The 20634-nt window shown below is 44.0% G+C and carries 12 protein-coding genes; 2 read left to right on the forward strand and 10 right to left on the reverse strand.

Translation table 11 applies throughout. The features are described 5' to 3' along the window. The 3 genes from JHD69_RS09840 to JHD69_RS09850 all read right to left on the reverse strand — a co-directional run. A partial coding sequence (locus tag JHD69_RS09840) for a SusC/RagA family TonB-linked outer membrane protein (RefSeq protein WP_199139805.1) occupies nt 1-1953 on the reverse strand: 1953 nt, incomplete at its 3' end. A gap of 15 nt (nt 1954-1968) precedes the next feature. Further along, entirely contained in the window at nt 1969-3678 is a 1710-nt protein-coding gene (locus tag JHD69_RS09845) for a RagB/SusD family nutrient uptake outer membrane protein (protein ID WP_199139807.1), read from the reverse strand. A 10-nt stretch (nt 3679-3688) separates the two neighbouring features. Continuing rightward, complete coding sequence (locus JHD69_RS09850) at nt 3689-6721, reverse strand: SusC/RagA family TonB-linked outer membrane protein (RefSeq protein WP_199139809.1); 3033 nt, start codon at nt 6719-6721, stop codon at nt 3689-3691. A gap of 491 nt (nt 6722-7212) precedes the next feature. On the opposite strand from JHD69_RS09850, the gene JHD69_RS09855 reads away from it, so the two are divergent. Continuing rightward, on the forward strand, nt 7213-8250 hold the full coding sequence (locus tag JHD69_RS09855; RefSeq protein WP_199139811.1) for a LacI family DNA-binding transcriptional regulator: 1038 nt from the start codon (nt 7213-7215) through the stop codon (nt 8248-8250). 76 nt (nt 8251-8326) lie between these two features. Here JHD69_RS09855 and JHD69_RS09860 read toward each other — a convergent pair whose 3' ends face one another. The 3 genes from JHD69_RS09860 to JHD69_RS09870 all read right to left on the reverse strand — a co-directional run bounded on the left by JHD69_RS09860 (nt 8327) and on the right by JHD69_RS09870 (nt 15593). Continuing rightward, nucleotides 8327-10207 carry a RagB/SusD family nutrient uptake outer membrane protein gene (locus JHD69_RS09860; protein WP_233165833.1) on the reverse strand — a complete coding sequence of 627 codons (1881 nt, stop codon included), beginning with the start codon at nt 10205-10207 and terminating at the stop codon, nt 8327-8329. Between the two features lie 12 nt (nt 10208-10219). Next, the gene (locus JHD69_RS09865; RefSeq protein ID WP_233165835.1) at nt 10220-13255 is read right to left on the reverse strand and encodes a SusC/RagA family TonB-linked outer membrane protein; all 3036 of its coding nucleotides are present in this window, start codon (nt 13253-13255) and stop codon (nt 10220-10222) included. Nucleotides 13256-13667: 412 nt separating this feature from the next. Further along, nucleotides 13668-15593: a 7TM diverse intracellular signaling domain-containing protein gene (locus tag JHD69_RS09870; RefSeq protein ID WP_199139814.1), complete on the reverse strand. Its 1926-nt coding sequence runs from the start codon at nt 15591-15593 to the stop codon at nt 13668-13670. A 161-nt stretch (nt 15594-15754) separates the two neighbouring features. On the opposite strand from JHD69_RS09870, the gene JHD69_RS09875 reads away from it, so the two are divergent. Further along, nucleotides 15755-16927: a chondroitinase-B domain-containing protein gene (locus JHD69_RS09875; RefSeq protein WP_199139815.1), complete on the forward strand. Its 1173-nt coding sequence runs from the start codon at nt 15755-15757 to the stop codon at nt 16925-16927. A gap of 77 nt (nt 16928-17004) precedes the next feature. On the opposite strand, the gene JHD69_RS09880 is transcribed toward JHD69_RS09875, so the two are convergent. The 4 genes from JHD69_RS09880 to JHD69_RS09895 form a co-directional block, all read right to left on the reverse strand. Continuing rightward, on the reverse strand, nt 17005-17466 hold the full coding sequence (locus JHD69_RS09880; RefSeq protein WP_199139816.1) for a MaoC family dehydratase: 462 nt from the start codon (nt 17464-17466) through the stop codon (nt 17005-17007). A gap of 10 nt (nt 17467-17476) precedes the next feature. Then, nucleotides 17477-17944 carry a nucleoside triphosphate pyrophosphohydrolase family protein gene (locus tag JHD69_RS09885; RefSeq protein ID WP_199139817.1) on the reverse strand — a complete coding sequence of 156 codons (468 nt, stop codon included), beginning with the start codon at nt 17942-17944 and terminating at the stop codon, nt 17477-17479. Between the two features lie 212 nt (nt 17945-18156). After that, entirely contained in the window at nt 18157-19158 is a 1002-nt protein-coding gene (locus tag JHD69_RS09890) for a formylglycine-generating enzyme family protein (RefSeq protein ID WP_199139818.1), read from the reverse strand. Between the two features lie 170 nt (nt 19159-19328). Further along, nucleotides 19329-20627 carry an eCIS core domain-containing protein gene (locus JHD69_RS09895; RefSeq protein ID WP_199139820.1) on the reverse strand — a complete coding sequence of 433 codons (1299 nt, stop codon included), beginning with the start codon at nt 20625-20627 and terminating at the stop codon, nt 19329-19331. Between the last annotated feature and the right edge of the window lie 7 nt (nt 20628-20634).

Raw genomic sequence — 20634 nt, forward strand, 5'->3', positions numbered from 1 at the left:
AGATGTGTATAAGAGACAGATATCATCATTTCCGGTTCTACCAAACGAGCCTCTGATTTTAAACAAATCAATGAATTTGATATTGTTTTTGAAGAAAGGCTCTTCGGCCACGTTCCAACCCAACGATATGGCCGGGAACAAGGCATATTGCTTATCGGAGATAAACGAACTTGAACCATTGTAGCCCGCGTTAAATTCAATGAGGTAACGCATTTTGTAATCGTAACCAACCCTGAAGGTGAAGCCTTTGAAACCCCTTGGCTCGTCGGCATTGCTCACGTTATTTTGTTGGTTGTACAAAGCAAGTGCATAAGCATGGTGGCTGCCAAAAGTACGGTCGTAGTTTAAAGAGCCTTGCCAGTTTAAGCGTTTGTAGCTTGCATTGTTCGAATAAGCTAAAGTTGGCAGTCCGATCCTGTAAAAATTGGTATTGTAAATGGTATAAACTCCATTTGCAGGATTGTAATTGTAAGAAGGGAAATCGTTGGCCGTACCCCTGGTTAAGTTCCGGCTGAAGCCATAAGTACCATTAAAGCCTACTACGCCCTTGGCCGATAAGCCTTTGGTAACGAAATCCAATTTTTGGGTAGCCCTAAAGTTTGCGGTAATATCGTTGGTAAACTGCCTGTTGTAGCCATAATAGGTTAAACGGCCCACTACGTTGTTGTTGGTGTAACTGCTGTTGATGCCGTAAGAACCATCCGGATTGTAAATGGCATAGGCATACGGTGGCAACTGGTTGGCGTCGCTCAACTCGAAAAAGATGTTGTTACGGGTGTTCCTGCCACCGTTTGTGGGGCTGTTTCTTTCGTTAAAGGTACCCGAAAGGTCAAGGCTCAGCGTGGTGGTTTTTGTCGGTTGCAAATCTAAATTCGACCTGAAATTGTAGCGCTTGTAGTAATAGTTGCTGTTCATGCCCGATGGACCCGAAAAGTCCTTGATCAAACCGTTTTGGTATAAATAGCCCGCCGACAAATAGTACTTGGCTTTTTCTATACCACCTTGGATGTTGATGTTGTTCCGCGATTGTACACTGTATTTCCTCAGCAATTCGTCGGTCCAATTTACATTAGGGTGTCCATAGGGATCTTGGCCATTCTGAAACAAATCCAAATCGGTTTGAGTGTATCTGGCAGGCTGACCGTCGTTGGTTAAAGCTTGGTTAACCAATAAGGCCGAGCGGTATGAGTCTAAATACTCGGGCATATACGTTGGTGTTTGCACGCTGTTTTCGGTTCTCACCGTAATTTGTGCCTTGCCTTCCTTGCCGCGTTTGGTGGTGATTACCACAACACCATTAGCCCCTCTGATACCGTAAACAGCCGTAGTTGCCGCATCTTTCAAGATGGTAAAGGTTTCGATCTGATCAGGGTCGATTTCGGAAATGCTGCCGTAATACTCTAAATCGTCGACAACAATCAATGGTGCACCGTTACCATTGGTGGTACTCAAACCACGGATCAGCAAGGCGGCGCCATCGCTACCAGGCTGACCAGAACGTTGTTGGGTAGTGATTCCCGGTACGCGGCCAATCAAGGTGTTTTGTAAACTGGCCGATGGCGTTTGCCTGATATCGTCGCCAGAAATCGAGCTGGTTGAACCCGTATTGGTAATTTTCTTTTGGGTACCAAAAGCCACTACCACTACCTCTTCCAGGCCTTTGGCATCGGTAACCAGGGTTACTGTGATGTTGCTTTGGGTTCCTACCGCTACTTCCTTGGTCAAATAACCTACGTATTTGAAAACCAAAATTTTGCTGGCTGTTTTTAAGTTGAGTTTAAATTTTCCGTTTTCATCAGTCTGCGTTCCGTTAGAAGGCAAGTCTTTCTCGTAAACGGACACCCCGATCAGGGTTTCTACATTATCCTTTACCGTACCGGTAACGGCTTGCTGCTGGGCCCAAGCAAAGGCACAGCACAACAGTAAGCCTATCGTTAATAAATATCTTTTCATTTTAAATGGAATTAATTACCAACCCGTATTCTGAATTAGGTTTGTGTTTTTGGTGAGCTCGCTATAAGGAATTGGATAGAAATACATTTTCGGATTAGCAAAAGTGATCTTGCCTGCCACTGCTTTCTGATAAGTCAAAGCCGAAGTTGCCGGATCTCTGGTGATGATCATTCCATTTAAATTTGTATTCAAAGCCGTTTCGGCAGTTTTCCATCTTCTCAAATCCCAAAAACGCTGTTCTTCAAAAGCCATTTCTATACGGCGCTCATTGCGGATGGCGTCGCGCATTTCGGCCTGGGTCATACCCGAACTCTTTAGGCCATACAGATAACCTGGCGTAGTTCCCGCGGTAATTCCTGCCCTTTTTCTGATGTCCTGCAATACTTTGTACACACTGGCATCGGGCGAGGCCAAGTACTCGTTTTGCGCTTCGGCATAGTTCAGCATCACCTCCGCATAACGGAAAATAGGGAAATTGTGTGGCTGGGCACTGTAAAGCGTAGCCGTAGCAAAATTGCCCAGGTGCTTGCGCAAATAGTAGCTGGTTTTGGTTTGGGTGGTGTTTTTATTCGGCTTATCCAAGCCACCTTCATAGGTCTGCAAAGGCCTGCTTAACCAGGCTACGCCATTGTACAACACGGTGCTGGCCAGACGCGGATCGCGGTTGGCATAAGGATTTGCGGCATCGTAGCCTGTGGTATTGGTTGGCGATTTAACATCGGTTGCAATTGGCAAACCTTTAATGGTGCCAAAGGCATCAACCAAATCCTGTGTCGGACTGGTGCGTCCATTGGCACTGGCCAAAGCATAGCCTATCGGGCCATTGTTGGTTTCCAAATCGCTGCTGTTGTTTCTTAAATAACCTAAAATAACCTCATCGTTTTTCCTAACAATAAATACGTTGTTGTAGGCAACGCCATCGATTTTGAATTTGCCCGTGGCGATGAGGTCTTGGGCGGCCTGCGCCGCTTTATTCCAGCGCTCTTTATCAAAAGAGGCATAGCCTTGATACAATTTTTGTTCGGCAGAGCCACCGATATTGCCACCATTATACAAAGGACTGGCAGCATACAGCAAGGTTCTGGCTTTAAGTGCCAAGACCACACCATTCGAAATACGGCCATAATCGCTGGCTGCCAATGGATCTGGCTTTACCGCATTTTTGATGGCATCGCATTCTGAAACGATGTAATTGATACAATCTTCGAACGAGCTGCGTTTAAAGTTTTCTGGGGTTTCTGCATCTAATACCACATCGCCCACCAAAGGCACGCCACCATAACGTTTCACCAGCTCGAAATAGAACATGGCACGTAAAAAGCGGGCTTCGGCTTTCCAGAAAGGAATTTTTGCCGGAACCGGAACTACATCAATGTTGGCCAGGAAAATGTTTACTTTCCTGATGCCCGCATAGTTTTTGCCCCACTGGTCGTCTGGATTGCTCAATGCGGTTAATGACGAGGTGGTGAAACGCTCAATGCTGCCACCTACCTGCGAAGGCATGGCATCGTCTGTCGCGGCATCCAACAGATCGCCGCCTATTCGGTTATAACCGTTAGGAAGGATGGAATAAATATTGTTCAAGAACTGCTCGGCATAAAACCCGTTCTTGTCGGTCGGATCAAAAGCATAGTTTTCGGTAATCCTTTCCAGCGGTCCGTCTTCTATTTTGCTGCAACCTACCAATGAAATTGCGGTCAAGGCTGCGATCAATAATTTCTTCATGTTCATAAGTTTAGAATTTAACACTGATACCTGCCACCAACATCTTTTGGATCGGATAGCTGTTGAAATAATCTTCCGGATCGAGGTTTTTTAAACCCGTGATGGTAAACAAATTGGTTCCGTTTACGAATAATCTTGCGCCCGACATTTTCGCCTTTTTCACCAGCGAAACCGGGAAATTATAACCAATCTCTACACTTTTTAAGCGTAAGAAATCGCCATTGCGCAACCAGTATGAAGAGTTGAGTTCATTGTTTGGATTGCTACCTACGCTTAGCCTTGGATAGCTGGCAGTGGCAGCCGTAGCTGGTGTCCAGCGGTCTAAATTATGTTCGTAGGCTTGGCCTCTTGTGCCTTGAAATGCCCAATATGAGTTTCCCCTCAAGAAAATATCATTGTTAGCCACACCTTGCAGCAAGGCAGAGAAATCGAAACCTTTCCAGCTCGCTCCCAAGTTTAAGCCAAAGTTTAGGGCCGCTTTGCCCCTGCCAATGGCAACCTGGTCGTTTTCGTCGATTACATGATCGCCATTTTGGTCAACATATTTAATGTCGCCTGGTATAATGGCCAAATTAGCCGGTTTTGCACTGCTGTTGATTTCGGCTGTCGACTGGAACAAACCGCTAGCTACATAACCGAACGATTGGCCCACAGGCAATCCGGTACGAACCTGATAGGCAAACTGACGAGTAGGTTCGTCTTGGTAAAGCACCTTGCTTTTTACGGTTGAGAACATCGGCGATACAAAGTAGTTGAACTCACCTACTTTGTCTTTAAAGGTTAGTTGTAATTCGACTCCCGAATAACGTTGCTTGCCGATATTGCGTTGTCCATAAGGCGCACCGGTAATAGACGTATTGTGGCCAATTACCTGCAACAAGTCATAAAACTCATTGTTATAATAGTCTGCAGCCAAGCTTAAACGGTTGCCGAATACCGAAGCATCCAGTCCTGCGTTAAACTTCCTTGCTTTTTCGAAAGTTAAATTCAGGTTAGCCAGGGTTCCCTGCTCAATGCCCGAAACCGTACCGCCTGTATTTTGACCGAAGTTATAACCCGTACCACTGTTGTAAAACTGTCGGTAGCTGTAATAGTCGTTGGCGTTGAAATTACCCGTACGGCCAAAACTGGTTCTCAACTTTAAATTGTTGATCCATTTTTGATCTTTCATAAAGTCTTCATTGCTCATTACCCAACCCAAGCCAATGGCAGGAAAAAGGCCATAACCATTGCCTGAAGGGTATCTTTCCTTAACGCCATTATAGGCAAAGGCTATTTCGGCGAGGTATTTTTCGTCGTAGTTATAAGTTGCTTTTCCAGAAACGCCATTGACGTTGTAACCCAAATCGGCACCGGCCATTCGATAATCGTTACTGGCCAGCAACAAGGCATTGAGGTTATGCTTGCCAAAGCTTTTGGTATAACCGAACTCTCCCTGCAAATAAAATACACGATTTTGCGTATTGGTGGTCAAGCTGTTAGATTGTTGACCGGTTGTACCATATTGGGTATAAATAACGTTGCCTAATACATCGGTGCTTTGTTGAAAAGTTACCAAAGGCTTGCTCCTCACCGTAGTTTGGTCTAAATAAGTGTTAATGGCGCCGGTAGCCTTGAAGTAAAGACCCGGTGTTAATTTTTGCAAATCAGCTTTAACGCCTAGATCAACCCTAAAATCGCGGGTATAGCCAACTTGGTAACCAGAGCGTAGGCTTTGGCCATATACGTTGTTTTGCTGAAAATCCTGGCTGGCACCCAAGGTTCCATTGGAGTTGAAAACCGGATAAGCATTGGCAGGTGTTTGGATGATGCTGTTCCACAAAGTGCTTGTGCCCACGCCCGGTTCGTTACCGGTTTGCAAACGGCCAAACAAGTTCAGGTTGGTCGTAATGTATTTGCTCAGGTCCAACTGTACATTGGAGCGAAAAATATAGCGTTTGTAATCTGAATTGGTGCCGTTAATGTTTTCGTCGGATTGCTTAAACAGGCCCTGCTGATCTAAATAATCCAAGCTTACAAAATACTTAGCGGCCTGCTTACCACCCGAAATATCGACATTGTACCTGCTGTATGGCGTTTCGTTTCTCAAGATCTGGTCTTGCCAATTAACGTTGGGATGGTAAATCGGATCGGTACCATCGCGATAAGCATTCAGGTCGGCTTGCGTATAAGCCAAAGCCTTGCCATCGTTGGCCAGGGCCTCGTTAAATAAAGTGGCATAATTAAAGGCGTCTAAAGTTCTCGGCAGCTGCGTTGGCTTCGAAATGCCGTACATAGCCTTAAAACCAATTCTCTGCGGACCTTCAGAACCTTTTTTGGTGGTAATCAACACGACCCCGTTCGATCCCCTGATACCCATCATCGCAGTAGCCAAAGCATCTTTCAAAATGGTAACCGATTCGATTTGTTCGGGATTGATCGAGGTAAAAGACTGCGGGATACCATCTAGGATAACCAATGGTGTTTGACCTCTCAGGTTTAGGGAAATACCATCGTTGCCTGGTTCGCCACTTGATTGATAGGTAGTTAAACCAGCCAATCTGCCGGTAAACGTACCGTTAATTGGCGATGAAATGGTTTTGGTCAAATCGTTGGTTCGCAACTCAGCCACCGCTTCTATGTTGGTGGCTTTCTTTTGCTTGGTATAAAGTACATTAAAGCTGTCTGATGGCGAATTGTCTATAGCCATTTTCAGGTTAACTTGCTTTTGCCCGGCAAATGCAATTTCTTGGGTAACAAAACCATCAACGCTAAAAACGAGAACATCTCCTTTATCGGCGTTGATCAGGTACCTGCCATCAAGATCGGTAAGCACCGTAGTATTTGGCTTGCCCTTCAGGCGAACTGCCACATCAACCAAGGGCTTATCGGCCAAATCGGTAACGCGACCGCTTACTTCTTCACTTCGCTGACCAAGGGTTGAAGGTTTGTTAGTGGTTATGCGATGCAAGGCATTTGCAAAAGCACTGGTTTGCAACAAAAAACACCAGAGCAGCGTTATTGAAATTTGTTGCAAAATTCTTTTGAGTAGAATTTTCCTCATACAGTTATAATTTGGTTGGTTGGTTAATTAGCCAGAATAATTTTCTGTGCCGTAAATATAGATTAATATAGTTCAAACTTGCAAGCAAATAAAATCTATAATTAATTGATATATAAGTAGTTATAATAATTTTGATACGCTTTAAGCGCAAGCCTACAATTAAATAACTAACTGAATAGCTGTAGTTTAACAGCAATGTAAAAAATTAGAACAATACGCTTTGTCCGCATCAGGATTTCTTAATCTTTTTACAATTTCTATCTTCAAAAGCCAGTCTATTTTATCAAAAAAAGCGATTTTCAGCTTTGATGGGGATTTTGTGCTTGATTTTCGGAGTTGGGTTGCTGTTCATGCCATTCAAGTTTGTTTTTAGTATCAATTTAAATTAAGGAAACTATAGAAAGGGTAGTTTGGTTTTGGGTTTAAAAACCAACAATACGAGCCAAAAACGCATTTCAAACGTTTGAAATTATTCCAGATTTTGCTTAACTATGCAACGTAGACCGGAAATGACGATGAGCAATACCCCTATTACCTTAAAGCTGCTTGCAGAAAAACTGAAAATGTCAGTATCTACGGTATCGAAAGCGCTCAACAATTACCCTACCATTAACGAGCACACCAAAAAACATGTACAGGAAATGGCTAGGGAGCTACATTACATGCCCAATACATCGGCTATTAACCTGAAAGAAAGAAAATCGAGGACTATTGGCGTGATATTGCCCAACTTGCTCGACCATTTCTTTACGCGCAGCATTTATGGCATCGAACAGTTTGCCACCCTAAATGGCTACCACATCATCATCAAGCAAACGAATGATGAGCTGGAAGAAGAAATACAATCGGCCACCATGCTTTTGAAAAGACGGGTTGACGGCCTCATTGTAGCCATTTCAAAAAACACGCAGGATTTTTCGCATTTTAACCAGTTCGAAAGCCTCGGTATCCCCATTGTGTACTACACGCGCAACCCAAGTTTCAACCTCAACTGCCACAAGGTATTAGGCAATACTTTTAAAGGTTGTTACGAAGCTACCGACCTGCTGATTAAACGAGGCCATCGAAAAATTGCTTATTTGGGTGGACCAAAAATGATCAGCTTTACGCACGACCGCTTTAACGGCTACATTAACGCACTGAAGGACAACAACATTGCTTTTGACGCAAACCTGGTAGCCTATACCGATTTTGACAAGGAAAATACCATTGCCGCTATTCAAAAACTATTTGCCAACGGCCATCAAGCTCCTACTGCCTTGGTTGCCTTTAAAGAGCTGATTCTTTTCGATGCCATGAAGTACCTGAGGAGCATCGATTATCCGCAGGTTAGGCAAATAGAATGCATCGGCTTTGGCAATAATTCTTTTATCAGCTATTTAGACCTTCCACCTATTGCTTCGGTAGAAGAAAACCCCGAATTGGTTGGCAAAAATGCCACTAGCCTGCTCCTTAAGCTCATCGATAAGGAAATGGACATCAAAAACTATCAGAAAGTAATGGTCGACTGTAAATTGGTTGTTCATTAAAAAGCATAAAAAAAGAGCAAGTCTATCGACTGCTCTTTTACTGCTCAATAAATGTACGGAAGGAACGGCTAAAATATTATTCGATTTTATCTTTGGCCGGAACGTTCTTCTCGTAGCCACTGTAACCTTTGTTTTGGTTAATGCGGCCTTCGGTATTGAAGTTCTGCGCCGAAATAGGTACCGGCCATAAAACGTGGTAAGGAGCTATGCTAAACTTCACGCCTTGCAAGGTTGGTACATGGTTTCTGTAAAAATCGTTTTTCTCGATGATGCGATCGTAAAAGAAGTTATCATCGGAGAAATTGTTTAAGTTGTAAGTTTTGCCATTGTAGGCCGGTTTTCCGGTTTGGGCAAAAATATAAGCGATACGGGTAAGCTCGGTTTTGCGTGGTTCCTCCCAGTACAATTCCCTGGCACGCTCGTCTAAAATAGTACCAATGGTTACTTTGCTGGCATCGGTTAGCAACTGTGCATTGGCACGGCTCCTTACCACATTGAGATCCTGCATAGCCAGATTCAAATCGCCTTTCCAATAGTAGGCTTCGGCACGCAACAAATAGGTTTCGGCCAAACGGAATACATACCAGTCGGTATTGGTACCACGAGGCGGATTCCAATAAGGATCAACCGCCAAGGCATTGGTAGAGTTGATGAACACTTTGTAGTGTGGCCAGCCAAACCAGTGGCGAATGGTGTCTAGCGCTCCATTTTGAAAGCGTTGGGCCACATTTGAAGCATTATAAGGTTGCAATGGCTGACCATACAGCGCTTTATCGGCAGGATTTGATGATGTTTTTAGCGCCGGGTTATTGTAAACCAGGTCGGTCATATCCATCCACATGCCTTTGGCGTGGCGATAGTCGGTATTATCGTTCCAAATGTATTGGGTACTGTAAGGCGTACCTCTGTACCTGCCAATACCACGGCCATACATCCTGGTCAAGGGAATTTCGGCAGTGGCCGCATCCACCATTGCCGTTGCGCCCGATGGCGTTTTTACGTTGGCAAAATGCCACGCCGGTACGGTGTTACGCATCAGTTGCGAACCCAAAGCCGTAGCACCCTGACCTTGAAAAACGTCCCTGTCTAACACCAAAAACAAAGCTTCTTTATTGGTAGTCAAGGCTTTGTTATCCATACGATGCAAATCCCAAACCACATTTTTAGAAACATCGGTTGCCGTGCTGCCAAAGCGGGTAGTCATTAAGGCATATTTGCCACCATTAATGACGTTATTGGCCGAAGCAATGGCATCGTCAAACTTGCCTAGGGCCAGGTTTACCTTGGTCAGCAAATGGCTTACCGCGCCTTTGGTTACCTCGCCACGATTTACATTGTCGCTTACCCAGGTTTGGGCAAATTCGAGGTCCGACTTCATCTTACCCAGGATTACTTCCCTTTTGGTAGAATAAAAATCGGTACGAGGTGCATCCAAATCTTTTAACAACAAAGGCACATCGCCAAACTGGTGTACCAAGCGGTAATAGAAATAAGCCCTGTAAAAGTAAGCCGAGCCTAAAATGGCATTTCTTTCTGCTTCTGAAGCATATTTGGGCACATCGATATTGGTAATTACGGTATTAGCCTGTCTAACGCCAATGTAATAATTGGTCCAATACCAGCCTATTTTATTAAAATCGTCGCTGTTCAGGTTGGCATCGGGTGTGATACGGCTTACCAGATCCTGTGCTGGCGTACTTTTATCTGTCGTACCTTCTACGGCCACTTCCGAGAAAATGGACTCGGTCAACATCGGAGCCGAGTCGCCGAAATATTCTCTTCTTACCATTAAAGCAACCCCATTCAATGCCGATTTCATGGCATCGGCTGTATTTAAGCTCGATGGCGAGAAAGAAGACAGCAAATCTGAATCGAGGAAAGTTTTTTTACAGCCTACGCCTGCCAACAACAAGGTTGTTAAACAAACTGCGGTTATTTTTTTATGTATTTTTTTCATCTCTTTCAACTATTATAAGGAAACATTTAAACCTAAAGTGTAATAACGTGGGGTTGGGCCATTGTTTTCCGGATCCCAGAAGTTCCAGTCTTTGGCCCATACAGCAGCGTTATTTACGTTAGCATAGATTTTGGCACTTTTTACCTTGATTTTGCCTAATAAATCTTTTGGCAAACTGTATGCTAAGGCCACCGAGTTGAGCCGGATAAAGGAGTTGTCGCGGTATACGTTAAAGCTGGTACCACTTGTGCCAGAGTTTAGGCGGGCATAATCGTTAAGCGGATTGCCTGGTGTCCAGTATGGCACAACGTAAGAATTCTGACGGGCAAAGCCTACCGAACCTGGCTGGTTTTTCGCCGTGTTGTATTGTTTCAGCTGCCCCCAGTTTGACAGCAATTGGAACGACATGTCGAAGTTTTTGAAGATGTTGAACTCATTGCGCATGGCAAAAATATAGCGTGGCGTGGTGTAGCCAAAAAACTGCTTATCGTTATTGTCGTACACATAGTTTCCATCTACGTCCTGCAATTTGAAATCGCCTGGCTTAATGGCAGCCTTGGTGTATTTGGCGGCTTCGGTCATTTCGTTTTCTTGCCATACGCCCAAAATTTTGTAATCCCAAATTACGTTGATATCTCTCCCAATGAACCAGCCGTTTCCAATATCATCGGCAGGGAAAGCCAATTGTACGATCTTGTTTCTGGAGAAAGACATGGTAAAACTGGTATTCCATTTAAAGTTTTCGGTATTCATGTTCCTGCTGTTGAGGCTGATATCCATACCATGGTTCTTGATCTTGGCCAAGTTCGAATACACATAACCATAACCGGTTACATCCGGAACATTCTGCCTAACCAACAGGTTGCTGGTGGTTTTATCGTACAAATCAATCGACCCACTAATCCTGTCTTTTAAAACCGAGAAGTCCAAGCCGACGTTAAAGGCTTTGGTTTCTTCCCATTTCAGGTTTGAATTGGCCATGCGCGTACCGTTGGCTACGGTATTGGTAGAGGAAGCTATCCCGCTGCCATTCGTCGAAATATATTTATCGCCAGCTAAAATGGCCAATGCCGCATAAGGATCGACGGTGCCGTTATCAATATTGCGCAAATCGCGGTTACCGTTGATACCATAAGAAAGACGCAGTTTACCGTAATTTAGCCAGTTGATGTTTTTCATGAACGATTCTTCGGTAAAGGTCCAAGCCACTGCCGCGGCCGGGAAAGTTGCCTTTTTAAAATTCACGCCGAATACCGAATAGCCATCTCTTCTAAGCGACAACGTAAGGTTATACCGGTTCATCAAACTATAGTTTAACCTGGCCATCAGGGCATTGCCGGTATATACTTTATCTTCGCTGCTTACCGTTGGCGTAGTTCCGGCTCCAATGTTATGATAGCCCAAAACATCACTTGGCGTAAAACCTTGATTGCCCGCCTGTGTCCACCAGGTTTGGTATTTCTCGGCATTGGCCAAGAGGGTTACATCAAAATTGTGGATTTTAGCAAAGGTTTTATTCCATTTCAACAAGTTATCGACCTGCCAATTGTAGCGGGTTTCCTGGGCTCGGGTTGCTGAGCCTCCAGGCGTTAACACGTTAGGATTTTGCGAAGAGGCATGATTAAACGTACGGTACATATCGATACCAGGACTAAAATTCAACTGGTAAGTAATGCCGAACGGCAGGTTTACCTTGCCAAACAAACTGGCAAACAAGGTATTTTGCCTATTCATGCGGCTGTTGTAAGTCATATCCAAGAAAGGGTTTCTGGCATTTAAGCCAGTATCATCCGTTGGAATGCGACGCAAACTGCCATCGGGATTGTACATATCGCCATAAGGAGAAAGATTGATCAACTGGCTCCAATCGGCTTCGATGGCGCTTTCATCCCTATCGGCATACTGCACATTGGCACCGACCGTTAAGAACTTGGCCACTTGGCTCTCTAAATTCAGACGTGTTCTTACTGTGCTGTATTCGCCATTTTCAATCAGGTTCTGGTTTTTTTGGTAACCCAATGACATGTAGTAGCTAATTTCTTCTTTGCTGCCACTCATGCTGATGGTGTGGTCTTGACGAAAGCCTGTCCTGAAAATTTCGTCGTACCAATTAACGGTTTTGCCAGCCAGGTAATTGGCTTTTTCGTTGGCCACCAAGCCCAACCTGTTTAGCCAAAGATCAACCGGATCGGTAGTGGTCTGCCCGTTTAGCCATTGGGTCATGGTTACGCCTGCGGGCAAATTTCTAGGGTCGTTGTACAAATAAGCAGGCGTTGTGGCACCGCTTCGCATCACGTCGGCTCTCCAGTCTAAAAAGCCCTGACCGGTATAAGGCCTCATGTTTTGAGCCAATTCGGCAAAGCCCACATTGGTGTTAAAGTTAATGCTTGGCTTTGATCCTTTGCCTTTTTTGGTAGTGATGGCCACTACGCCCGTGGCCGCCTTGGCTCCATAAACGGCCAACGAACTGGCATCTTTCAACACGTCGACCGTTTCGATATCGTTGGGATTAATATCCGCCAGCTGACCGTTATAAATAATCCCATCTAATACGATTAAAGGCGAACTGCTGGCCGTTAAGGTTGATTTGCCACGAACCAATAAATCGCCGCCGCCTTTGGCACTGGTGTTCAAACTAACGCTTAAGCCCGCAATATTGCCCTTTAAGATGTCGGCCACGCTTTGTGGATTTTCATTTTCCAATTGTGTAGCCTTTACGCTCGAAATGGCACCGGTAACGTCTTTTCTGCTGGCGGTACCGTAGCCGATTACCACCACTTCAGAAAGGCCTTTGGCATCTTCTTCCTCCAAGCTTACCGTAATATTGGTTTTTCCGGCCAACTCTACTTCCTTGGTTTTATAACCGATACTGGTAAATACAAGTATGGCATTCGGGTTGTCTGTTTTAAGTACGAAACGACCATCGGCATCAGTTACTACCGAGAGTTGCGTTCCTTTAACCTTGACACCAACACCCGGCATGGCTACCCCACCGGCGTCTTTTACCGTGCCCGTTACGTCTACACGAGACCTGGCTTTGCCCCCCAATAGTTTGCCTGATTCGATCGTGCTGGAAACAGCAGATGCATTTGTTTGCAGAAATAAACACCAGAGCAGTGTTATGGAAATTTTCTGCAAAATTCTTTTGAATAGAATTTTACTCATACAGTTAAAATTTGGTTTGTTGATTAGCTCCAAAAATTTGGTTGAGTAAATATAGCGCAATAGCGCTTACAAATGCAAGCAGAAAATAAACATAAATATCTGATATATAGTTAGTTACAAAAATTTTGATACGCTTTAGGCGCAAACTGCAAAAAAGCTAATCTGCTGATTTTTTGTGCAATACGCCAATTGCAAAAAAGAAGAGCAATACGCTTTGCCCGCATTAAAAAAAATGCAAAAAATTAACTTAAAGTTATTAACAGTTGGGAGCACATGGTGTAAAATTGACAATAAGTTAGGCTTGCTTGTCGAGCACGAGTTTGCTCCAGCCAGATTTGCCTACGCCTTTCAAGTCTTTTTTACGCTCTTCCATCACTTTTTTAACTTTGGCTGCATAGGTCCAGCAGGTGCTTTGCCTAATGCCAAGCTTTTCGGAAAGTTTATGCGAAGAAATAGCGCCTTTGTGGTTGTACATGAGATAGACCAGGTAAAAGGCCTTATTGATAGGTATACGGTTGTTTTCGAAAATGGTTTGGTGCAGTACCGACTCTTCGTAGGCGCATTTGGTACAGCGCCTGTTGAAAGGCACCTTGCCATTGCAGTAGCTGCTGTTGCCACATTTGATGCATTTATAGCCATGCTCCCATTTCATATCGGCCAAAAACTTGTAACACGAATCACGATCGGGGTATTTTTGGCTAAACTCGTCGAAATCAAGTTCGGTAGCATTTACACGGGCATCGGTTACTTTTTCGATATTGGTTTTTAAGGTAATGTTGTCTTTTTCTAAAAGGATGTTCATCCTCGATATTTCTTCAGCCTGCTGCTCGAGCAAAGTGTTTTTAGAAAGCAGTTCTTCGTTCTGGTGCTTGATGGTGATATTTTTCTGCAACAGTTCTTCCGATTGCTTTTGCACTTCTTTGGTGCGTTCGGCCACCTTAACTTCAAGTTCACGGTTAATGCTGTCTTTCAAATCGGCATTGACCTGCATTTGTTTGATGATCTGCTTACGGGCATTTTCCTTTTTCTTTTTAAGCAGGCGTACCTGATCGCCAATGGCAAAAGACAGCAACACCATTTCGAGCAAAAAGCCAAATGTAAGGCTATAATAGCCTAAGGCACCAGGAATATGGCGCGCCCAGCCCAGAATATGGATCACTTTGATGACAAAGCCCAGGAACAAGAAAAAATAACCCAATACAAAGAAACGGGCCGGCCTGTACTGCTTTTTCCACCAGATGTAAATCCCGGTATAAAAACCTACAGATAAGGGAATAAACTCCAAAAATTTATACTTGAACCAGTCGTTGTTATAGAACAGGCAAACCAGGAAGAAGGCCAGCCGGGCAATAAGCAATACGTTGATGAGCTGGTTTAGCCTTGGCGCCTTTACCTTGACGTGCAGCAGCTCTTTAGTAAAGATAAGGCCAAAAGAACTGATGAAATACAGGGCTACACCATAGGCATATTCGTTCCATACCGGGTGTTTTGGCCATAGGTACTGAAAAGCGATACCATCGGTAGACATTTCGTACAAACCCACGCTCAGGATGTACAAAATATAAAACAGGTACTGCCTTCGCCTTACAGCAATGAACATCAAAAGGTTATGGAAACTGAAAATAACGATCATGCCGTAAAAAAAGCCGTAGGTAAAATATTCGGTTAACCCATATTGGATAAAACGCTCTACAGTTCTGAAAACAATGATAACGTTGACCTGGTCTTTTGATTTAACCTTGAAATAATAGTAGTATTCGCCTTTTTTGGTGGTATTGACCAGAAATTCGAAATTCTTGTGCCTATACAGCCGGTTGGTAAAGTTGAGATCGGCGCCAGCCTTGCTTTGATTGTAAACGCCCTTATCGTCGGGCATGTAAGCTTCGATATGGTCGGTAATCTGATCAAAAAATTCGATTACCGTAGGGCGGTTCAAGTCTCGGGTAAAATTTACCTTCACCCGGTACCAATAGCTTGCCGAACGGTTATAGTTTTTGGGATAGTAATTGATGTTTTTTTGAAAGCGGTGGTGAAATGCCGGACTGCTGATTTCATTAAAGGTTAGCTTGTTGCTCGCGTCTTCAAAGCAAACTATCTCGTCGGATTTGAAAATATGTTCGGGTACGGTATCGTTGATGATGATGGTTTTTTGCGCATACAGCTGCTCAAAGCCCAATACCAGTATACATAAAACGGAAAGTTGAAATAGTCTTTTTAACATGTGAGCCAATACACCGAGTTACGCTTATTAAAATCTATATTACTTAGTAAAAAGTTGTGGTTTGATTTCTATTTTAGGAGCTTAAATATATTAACAAATAATTAATATTTACCAGTAGTCGAAGCAATTCGGCCCCTACTTTACAAATTAGCCATTTCTTTATGAAAAGATTCCCGATTTATTTCTTGCTCCTGTTTAGCCAATTGGCCATGGCTACTACCTATAAGGCCAGTTCAGCACAGGAATTCAAAAACATCCTGTCTAAATTAAAGCCTGGCGACGAACTGCTGATTGCCAATGGCAACTACAGCAACTGGGCGGTCGACATCAGCACCACCGGCACAGCACAACGTCCGATTATAATAAGAGCTACAACCGAAGGCCAGGTTGTTTTTACTGGAGACGTGAATCAAACCCTGTTTAAATTGACGGGAGCTTATACGATACTAAGTGGCATTAGCTTTAAAGACTGTCAATTGCTCAAGGGCGAAGGAAGCAATGGTGTTTTAGTCGAACTCAAAAACTCAAGTAACTGCCAGGTTCGCTCCTGCTCCTTTGAGTATAACCGCGCAAAGGCGCAATTCATGCCACTGGTCATCATTTCTGGAAACGGAAGCGCCAACAGTATCGAAAACTGCAGCTTTATTTCGAACATCGACAATCAGGAGGTACAGGTAAAAATCACCAAAGAAAGCTGTCCTTTATTGTCGCGTATTGAAAACAACCTTTTTCGCGATAAGGCTAAGGTAAGCTGGAAAAACGGAAACGGTGGCGAATGTGTACAGATTGGGCAAGATCCGGTGTTATTGGGCACCAAAGAAGCCAAATCAAGGGTAACCAACAACCATTTTATCCGCTGCAACGGCGAAAGCGAAGTGATCAGCAACAAAAGCAGCGGTAACAGTTACCTTAAAAACCATTTTGAAAATAATGACGGTGAACTGGTGATGCGTGGCGGGCACGACTGCCTAATTGCCGACAATGTTTTTGAAGGTGGCACTGGGGGTATCAGGGTTAATGGTACCGGCCATATCATCGCCAACAATAAAATAAAAGGCATTAAAACCGCCATCAGACTCATGTATGGCATGGCCAAAGGCAAAGATGAAATCGGGTTTTACATTGCGGCCAGCAACTGCACGATTAAAGACAACCAAATTATCGATGCGAACACAGGTATTTTGATAGGCGACAGCAAAAACGTTGATTGGACCGGCAAATTCGATACCCAAAGATACCCTTCAGCAGTGGTGCAAAATGTGGCTCCCTTTGATAATCAACTTTCGGGCAACAGTTTTGTACGAACCCGGAACAAAGTGATAAATAACCTCTAACGGACACGAACAACAAATTGGGCAAAAAAAAGCCGGCTCAAAGTCCGGCATGATATTTTTAGCAAATGAATTTTGGCTTAAGCCGTGAAATGGTACAGGAACAATACCTCGCCGGTAAATGCGGGTTTGGCCTGGTCTTTAATTTCTAAATTAATTTCGATGCTTACCTTGGTAATTCCCCTCAAGTTGGCTATCGTTTTTAACTTGGCCCTTAAACGCACTTGGCTATCAACCACTACGGCCTGGCCAAATTTGAGGCTTTCGATGCCATAATTGATTTCCATTTTGAGGTTACGGATTTCGGCAATTTGTTTCCATAAAAAAGGAACCAGCGAGAGCGTAAGGTAGCCGTGGGCGATAGTGGCTTTGAAAGGGCTTTCTGTAGCGGCCTTTTCGGTGTCGATATGGATCCACTGGTGGTCTAACGTAGCGTCGGCAAATTTGTTGATCTGCTCCTGATCGATGGTATGCCAGCCAGAAACACCCAGCTCTTGCCCCAAATAGGCTTCAAATTCATTGTAATTACTTATTTTTATCATAATAGGTAGCTTATTTTAGCAAGCCTTTTAAATCGGCCGGCGAATAGTTGATAGATTTTAGGGTTTTATGGTCGCCATCGCGATAAACCAGGAATTTGGAATCGATTTCCTTATAATAGGCATCCACATTACTGTTGTTCTTGTAGTGGGCTATGGTTTGGTTGGCCTCTTCAACCGTGTTGCAGGCTTTGCTCATGTTAGAACGGTGTACCTCATCAAAAAGCGCTTTAAACTGGCTGCCTAAGCCAAATTCCAATACCGCACCAGCCAATACATACTGCAAATCGCAAAGCGCATCGGCAACTTCCACCATATTACCTTCATTTACTGCATCTTGCAGCTCTTTCAGTTCTTCCGCAATAAGGTCAATCCTCAACTGGCATCTTTCCTTGGCAGGAATGGCAGCCTGCTCCAAAATGGGATGCTTAAAGGTTTTATGAAATTCGGCAACTTGGCTCAATGCATTTAAATCTTCCATCTTATTCTTGATTTGAAGTGCTAAAGTTGCATAATTTATAGTGCTACGCAAATTTTCTTATCAACAACCTCGCTATATTGTTGATACCTGGCCATGTTATCTGCAGTTTGCGGTTTTCAGTTAACAGCTTCATTCAAAAAGCCATATTAAACAATCTTCGGCAAGATTTCTCAGATGGCAAATGTATAAAACATGGAGCATTTATCCTGCAGTTATGGCGCTTTATCGCTCACGCACCTAAAACCCAAATTATTTGAACCACTGTTAATTTCACCCTTGCCACGGCTACCGGCGCGGTAACGAATGCAATATTGGTCGCTGCAGAGAAAAGAACCGCCTCGTTGTACCCTTTTCACCGTTCCGGGTTCGTCGGGATCGTAGCTATCGGCTGGCCCTTTCGGATTAACGGATGGACTTTGGGCATAATAATCGGGCCTGTAAAAATCGCTGCACCACTCCCATACATTGCCATCCATATCGTACAAGCCAAAAGCATTTGGCGGAAAGGATTTTACAGGCGCTATGCCTTTAAATCCATCTTCTAAACTGTTATTTTGAGGAAATTCGCCCTGAAAAATATTGGCTACCCATTTGCCTCTGGGTTTTAGCTCATTACCCCAATAGTATTTTTGTCCGGTTTGGCCAGCCCTTGCCGCATACTCCCACTCGGCTTCGGTAGGCAATCGCTTACCTGCCCATTTGGCATAGGCTTCGGCATCGGTATAGCTCACATGTACCACAGGTTCATTGGCTTGGTTTTGGCTTGCTGGTCCAAAAGGATGCTGCCAATTGGCTCCTGCCATATAAGTCCACCAAGCCAAAGGTTGATTCAGCGGCACGGCATGATCGGGGGGTGTAAATACGGCCGAGCCGGGCACTAATGCCTTGGGGTCTACGCCAGGAAAATCTTTGGGATCTAGCGTGCGCTCGGCAACGGTCTGGTAGCCTGTAGCCTTTACAAAACGCTCAAATTCGGCATTGGTTACTTCATGTTCGTCCATCCAAAAGCCGTTTACCTTTACCCGATGGATGGGTTGCGCATCTGCAAAACTGGGATCGTCTGTACCCATGGCAAATTCGCCGCCTTTGATCCAAACCATCTTGGTTAAACTCTTTTCTTTTGGGCTATGATGGCTGTTTTGGGCAGGTTGAGAAGTACAGCTTTCCAAAATAGATAGGCAAATAAAGCTGTAAAGAATGGATTTTGTTTTCATGGCATGCCTAATATACACACTCTGCTTCGATTTGGCATGATGCAAGCAGAAATTTGCACAAACACCACCTTGTTGGGCGTGATTTAATAGCGTATTTAAAGTCTCGAAAAACAAGGAGAGCGACTAGCATCAGGGTTTGGCGAAAGATCATGCTTAGCCACCATTATTGCTTATTCATCAAAACGCGTCCCACCTTTCGGATAACTAAAACCGCTATGGCCACTACTTGGCGCCAGATGCTTTTCCATTAAGCCATATACTGTTGTAGCCAACCAAGTTGCAAATGAAGCCAAATTGCCACCTGTAAAATAGTCTATGCCTATAGTCATTAATAAAGGCAAGGCCGCTTTGGAAATGGCGCTTTCTTCAAAACCATAAGATTTTGAAATGGCATCCATCTGACCAGGTATTAAAGGAAAAGTGGTTAAATCGTAAGCATCTAATTGTGCATTCAATGTAATACCAGCTTCCTTAGCCGCTTCTCTTAAAGCGACTATTCTTCCTACGCCTTGCAGACTGATATATTCACTATCGCTGATTTTAGCTACCTGAATTGCTTCATCTGATGGAATCAGCTTATTTATCGTACCTGCAGACAATGAATAGTTTTTACTTTCGGTAATATATTTTAAAATGATTTCATACCTTTTTTTCGTCTTGGTATCTTCTAACGAGTTAGGATGGAGCAATTTAATTTTACTGACATCAATATAGGGCTGCGCTGGTGTTTTCATGTAATGAAGATAAGTACGTGTAAGTGTTGAAGTGACCAACATCCGTTGCCGACGAAAACTGGTTAGCAAATCCAAAAGATGCGGCAGTTTATGCATATAATGTTCAACTAGGCTAAACTCTGCCCCCGACGCCGTGGCCTGTTGTTGTGGTCCCTGTTGATTTTGGTTGTTTCTGTTTTTATTCCTGTTTTTATTTTTCTTCTTCTTTTTGTTTTTGTTTCTTTGTTTTTGGTCTCTTCTAAGGAGCTGTGTATTATTTTCAGAAGCTGATTTTGTTTGTAAGGTCGTTTCAGGACGCTTTACCATTCTTTGCATCGCCTTTGCCCCCATGCTATCAGCCTCTTTCTCTAGGCCTTCATCGTCGTTGATGTTGAATTTTGATTTGAGTTGCTTGGTAGGTTTTACCCGACCTTGCTTTTGCTGCACGACATGCCAAGCCTCATGGGGCAAATGCTTTTCCTGGCCAGGAGCCAAGTGTATGTTCGAACCCTGTGCATAGGCATGGGCGTTGAGTTGTGCGGGCTGAGCAGAATTGTAATGTACCTTTACATCGTCCATACTGTGGCCCGAAAGCTTTTCGATGCCACTTTTAAGCTGATCAGGCAAGCCGGTATGATTAGATTTCCTTTGCAGCGGACGCTTGTCCTCCAACCTGAACCCAGAGCCATTTCGAGCAGTTGATCCGGCGCGCTGCACGGTGGTATTTTCCTTTGCTATTGAACTATATTCAGCCATAATAATT

Source organism: Pedobacter sp. ASV12, from assembly GCF_016429155.1.
In the GTDB taxonomy this organism is placed as follows: Bacteria; Bacteroidota; Bacteroidia; order Sphingobacteriales; family Sphingobacteriaceae; genus Pedobacter.